Source organism: uncultured Sulfitobacter sp., from assembly GCF_947500075.1.
In the GTDB taxonomy this organism is placed as follows: domain Bacteria; phylum Pseudomonadota; class Alphaproteobacteria; order Rhodobacterales; family Rhodobacteraceae; genus Sulfitobacter.
Map to the genome: position 1 here is coordinate 1 of NZ_CANMQS010000019.1, position 4,794 is coordinate 4,794.

The 4,794-nt window shown below is 56.7% G+C and carries 7 protein-coding genes; 1 reads left to right on the plus strand and 6 read right to left on the minus strand.

All coding sequences use genetic code 11. The features are described from left to right. Nucleotides 1-130 precede the first annotated feature (130 nt). The 4 genes from Q1A91_RS23585 to Q1A91_RS23600 form a co-directional block, all read right to left on the minus strand. Nucleotides 131-496 (minus strand): cytochrome c, encoded by a 366-nt coding sequence (locus tag Q1A91_RS23585; RefSeq protein WP_299883353.1) that lies wholly within the window; start codon nt 494-496, stop codon nt 131-133. A 98-nt stretch (nt 497-594) separates the two neighbouring features. Beyond that, on the minus strand, nt 595-1,062 hold the full coding sequence (locus Q1A91_RS23590) for a DUF411 domain-containing protein (RefSeq protein ID WP_299883356.1): 468 nt from the start codon (nt 1,060-1,062) through the stop codon (nt 595-597). Between the two features lie 58 nt (nt 1,063-1,120). Beyond that, the gene (locus Q1A91_RS23595) at nt 1,121-1,456 is read right to left on the minus strand and encodes a hypothetical protein (protein WP_299883359.1); all 336 of its coding nucleotides are present in this window, start codon (nt 1,454-1,456) and stop codon (nt 1,121-1,123) included. A gap of 64 nt (nt 1,457-1,520) precedes the next feature. Next, complete coding sequence (locus tag Q1A91_RS23600; RefSeq protein ID WP_299410699.1) at nt 1,521-2,117, minus strand: hypothetical protein; 597 nt, start codon at nt 2,115-2,117, stop codon at nt 1,521-1,523. A gap of 44 nt (nt 2,118-2,161) precedes the next feature. Here Q1A91_RS23600 and Q1A91_RS23605 point away from each other — a divergent pair, with 44 nt between their 5' ends. Further along, a complete protein-coding gene (locus Q1A91_RS23605; RefSeq protein ID WP_299410697.1) occupies nt 2,162-2,743 on the plus strand; it encodes a Crp/Fnr family transcriptional regulator in 582 nt (193 codons plus the stop codon). A 185-nt stretch (nt 2,744-2,928) separates the two neighbouring features. Here Q1A91_RS23605 and Q1A91_RS23610 read toward each other — a convergent pair whose 3' ends face one another. Both Q1A91_RS23610 and Q1A91_RS23615 read right to left on the minus strand, forming a co-directional pair. Continuing rightward, nucleotides 2,929-3,447 (minus strand): glutathione binding-like protein, encoded by a 519-nt coding sequence (locus Q1A91_RS23610; RefSeq protein WP_299883363.1) that lies wholly within the window; start codon nt 3,445-3,447, stop codon nt 2,929-2,931. An 86-nt stretch (nt 3,448-3,533) separates the two neighbouring features. Next, entirely contained in the window at nt 3,534-4,541 is a 1,008-nt protein-coding gene (locus Q1A91_RS23615) for an aldehyde reductase (RefSeq protein WP_299883366.1), read from the minus strand. Nucleotides 4,542-4,794 lie beyond the last annotated feature (253 nt).

A 4,794-nucleotide genomic window follows, 5' to 3' on the forward strand; every position in this document is an offset into this window, starting at 1 on the left:
GTCGCTTGTTGGCCATGTGTCTCCTCCGTTTTCCTAAACATAGCGGAGGACCAATTCAGTGGGGGAGGGTCACAGGTGCGACCGCGACGGCCAAGCCGAGAAACGTTTGTTTGATCATTTGAGTTTTCCTCTAGTTAGATCGGGCATTTAGTTCGTCGTGATACTGGCGAAGGTCATCGGGCCAAGTTGACTTGATGAAGGACAGCACCGCAATGATCTCGTCATTGCTGAGCACGCCGTCATAAACAGGCATCGCGGATGGAGGCGCATTCTCCATCAGACCGGCAAGCCCATATTTGGTCAAGGTGAAGAGTGTTTCGTCATCATGGTGCCAGGTATGTCCCGACGCATCGTGCGGCGGTGCTGGTAGCAAACCATCCTCGCCACGCATCCGCCAGTTCGGTTGTCCCTCCAGCCGCGCACCGTGGCAGGCAGCACATTGCGCCGCATAGATATCGTGGCCCAAGGCGACCACTTCGACGTCGTTGGGCGTCAATAGACCGACAGCTTCGGAGGGTCGGACCAGAACGAACGCCGCCGCGACTCCGGCGAGCGCAAGCCCGCCGGTTAGCAAAACTGCTTTGCGACTTACCATTAGGTCTCGAACGGCTGAGCGGTACCGGCGCGATAGTATACCGTGCCGGTACCGGCCTCTCCACCAAATGCAATGACGTCGTAACGGGCGGATGGGTCATCGCCCATGCCTGGAGAGCCCATAGGCATGCCCGGCACGGCAAGCCCAGTGATGTCCGGGCGATCCTGCAAGACTGCTTCCAATGCTTCGAACGGCACATGCCCTTCGAAGACATAACCATCCGCTTCAATGGTGTGACAGGAGGCGAGTTCAAGCGGGATGCCGCGTTCTGACTTCTGCGCCTCTGGGTCGATCAGTTCCTCGACAGTGACAGCGTAGCCGCGTGCGCGGGCCAAGTCAGCCCAGGCGTGGCAACATCCGCAGCCAGGTGAGGCAAGAACGCGCATAGGCGTGCCTGCGCGCACAGGCAAAGCAGCCATCACAAGAGCAGTTGCGGTTAGGGTGGTGAAGTGACGACGTGTGATCATGTCTGTCGGTCCTTTAGTTTCAAAGTTGAATGGATTGCGGGCAAGAGCTCGTTACCGTTCAAACTTTCGGAGGACCTGTTGGGACAGCCAGCGACAGCATTGAAAAATTGGAATCAGCGTACAGCACAGGGTTGGCCAAACTGTTTGCGGGATTGACTGGCGAAATCGCCGATGTGGTCACAAGATCACCAAAACAGGGCGTTGATCCCATGCCACTTGTGGTGTCGCAACAATCCGCAAATGCCTTCTCAGCGTCATCCAATGGATCGCTGTCTATCATTTCGGCGTGGTGGTCAGCGTGATCTGATCCGTGGTTCAAGCCATGCATTACCGACGCGGTGGATGCACCGGCGAATGCAACAACAAGAATGATCGACAGAACCAAGCGAAACATGCCCAATACCTACTGGGGGTATATGGCTTTGACAAGTCACGAGGATGTGTCGCCGCAACCGAGCTTAGTTGCATCCGTTATGACTGCGCCACATGTCCGGGTCGTGCCCGTCTGGTACAGAGGCGCATGGATCATCTGAATAACCGCGCAAGACTGAGTACCTGCTGACTTGGGCATCAGTCAGCAGTGGCAATGTCAACAAATGAGCATTCAGATGAACGAGGCGGAGGGCTGCCCGCGCTTGCCCCGCTTCAGTAACCAGCGGTTCAAGCGCCTCGGCATCTGGCGCTCCTTGTTGAAAGGCTGCGTCCAGCGCTTGTTCAGCTGCGACGAACCGCTCCCCGGCAGTTATGGCGTCTGCTTGCATCTGCGCTCGGATCGCCTCGATGTCGTCGCGCTGCCGCTCGCTCAGCCCGATTTGATCCGCTAGTTCGAGAAGGTGCGTTGGCCCTGGGACACCATTGAGTTCGGCTGCTCGCGCAAGTCCCCATCCGCCGCCGCGCGCGATTTCTTCCAAGTCTTGTTCCGAAAGAGACTTAATCAGGCGCGTTTCTTCGCCTGCGTAAACCGAAGGCGTCGATCCATAACTTCCATCATGGGTCTGAGACAACGCGACAGCGGGCAAAGCCATCATAAGAAGTGCGACGTTTGCTATACGCATTGTTGAAGTCCTTGTTCGATCCAGCGTTGGGACCAAGGTATTGCATGACGCGGGTGAAACTGAACATGATAGAAATCATGTCGGAATATTGGGCTCACTGTTTTGATGGCGCGCCAGAACGCTCGCTGCATGAAGGCGAAACGCTCTTTCGTCGAGGCGATCAGGTTGAGTGGGCGTTCCTCGTCCGTGTTGGACAGATTTCCCTTCGACGAGCGCTGAAAGATGGCGGGCTTTTGACCCTGCATACGGCTAGTGCAACTGAACTCGTAGCCGAAGCATCGCTCTTTGCAGATTGCTATCACTGCGACGCTGTTGCTGAAGTTCCGGCAACGGTTTCTTTGGTTTCCAAAACCGAACTGAAGGGATTGCTTGAGAATTCTGCCTCATCAGACCAACTCTCAGTCAAAGCATTTGAAAGTACAGCGAGAGAGCTACAGAACCTCCGGACTCGGATTGAGATAATGCGTTTGCGGAAGGTGGCCGATCGCCTGGACGCCTATCTCGAGCTTTACGGTTCGCCGGAATTAGGCGGGTGGGTGCGTGTCGCTGATTGGATCGGGGCGTCGCCTCCAGCGCTCTATCGAGAGCTAGCAGAACGGCGGACGAAGAAACCCGATCTTCTGTGATCTGTTAGCGGGTAACTAGAAATTTCAAATGTCTGCTTTTGGGAAGCCGCACCGCAGCATCTGTTGCTCAAGCGAGAGTCTCCTTCGGGCCGTCTTGGCATTTTCGCTCTTAGGGATGGTCCTCGGCTGCCCTTGATGCCGGAGTGCCCGCCACTGCGAGGATTTTGATAGCGTTCACTCTTTCTTCAGCTGGGTGACATCGCGATTGCACGAGCGGTGGCCGGCCGTGCCACGTTTCGCTCTATCCAGGCCATAACGTTGGCGTGGTCGGTGAGGCGTTCGTCTCCGATAATTTGAGCCATGCCTGCCCATGGGACCGCCGCCATATCGGCAATGGAATAGTCTCCAGCGATGTAGCTCCGGCCTTCCAGCTGCCGATCAAGAACTCCGAACAAACGGATGGCTTCGTTCATGTACCGGGTTTCGCTGTATGGGACCTTGTTCTTAAGGCCGCGAAAGTGATTGACCTGACCCATCATGGGGCCCAGACCACCCATCTGCCAGTGCAACCATTGGGTCACTTTCCAGCGATCCTCGGCGGTCTCTCCGCCAAACATGCCCACCTTTTCCGCGAGGCACTGCAAAATCGCACCTGACTCCATCAGGCTAATACCCGTTTCATTGTCGAGGATCGCGGGGATTTTCCCATTTGGCGAGACTTTCAGAAAGTCTGGCTCATGCTGCTCGCCCGCGCCGATGTTCACCCACTAAATCTCGTAGTCGAGACCCATTTCCTCTAAGGCAATGGCCACTTTGAACCCGTTGGGTGTGCTGCAAAGAAATGCGGTAATCATGCCTTCTTCCCATCCAGCCTATGCAATTTGACAGCCTCGGCCGAGGCAATCAGGGCCTCCTTAACGGGGATGAACTGAAAGCCAAAGGTTTTCTCTGCCTTGGCCCCTGAGACAGCGAGTGTACGGCCGACGTTCCCAAGCACAGCCTTCACGTCTTTGGAGAACAGACCCATAACGCGCAGCAGCCACAAAGGTGCTTCCCGGCCTGGTGTCTTGAGATCTGCATCCCATCCCTTCAGGAACGCGCCGAGTTGGAGGAAGCTATATGTGCCACTGGCAGCAGCGAAGCGCTCGCCTTTGGTGGCCTCGAGCTCGATGGCTGCGACGTGCATGCGCGCCACGTCGCGCACATCTACCGCCACCATGTCCATCGGCGGGGCCATCGGGACCTTTCCGGTCATCAATTGTTCGACCAACTCGAGCGATGTGCCGAAGCGCGCATCCATTGGCGGTCCGAAAACGGCGCCAGGGTTGATAGTCGTCAGGACGATATCGGGGTTCTCAGTGACGAAGTCCCACGCCGCCTTTTCCGCCAGCGTCTTGGAGGCTTCATAGGCCCCGACGGAGGGATCGTCCGGGCTGGTCCAGTAAGTCTCATCCGAGGGGGTCATCTTCGGCTTGTTTGACTGCTTGTAGATGGCAGCGCAGGACGACGTCAGGATCACCCGCCTGATCCCGGCGTCCTTTGCCGCGCGCAAAGCGCGCAGTGTGCCATCGACGGCGGGGCGAATGAGCTCTTGAGGGTCCTTCGGTTCGCCTGCCGGGAACGGGGAAGCCGTATGCATCAGCACATCGCATCCCTGAAGGGCCTCTTTCCAACCTGGATCTTTGGTCAGGTCGAGCGTAGCGAACTCCAGCTTTGCGCTAGGAAAGAGACCCTGCAGCTCGGCCTGGCGCCTGTCGGAACGAACCGAAGCACGCACGTCGTATCCTTTTTCGAGGAGCTCGCGCAGAATGTGTTTGGCTATGAAACCGGACGCGCCGGTGACAAATACTTTGGTCATTTGAACTATCCTTAGGAAGTTTGACGAAGCGGCGCGCGGTTCTGCGCCTTCTGCTTATTCGGAAAGAGCTTCTATCAGTAGATCAGAAAACAGCCGCGTGCTGTGCTGTTGTTGGCCGGTGATCAATCGACCATCGCGAATTGCATACGGCGCGAGTGGACCGGCAGATTCGAAGTTGTGGCCTGCTGCTGGTTTCGTAGACGGCAACTTAAGCTTTCATAGCTCGCTCCTCGAATGTGATAGGGCTTAGGTA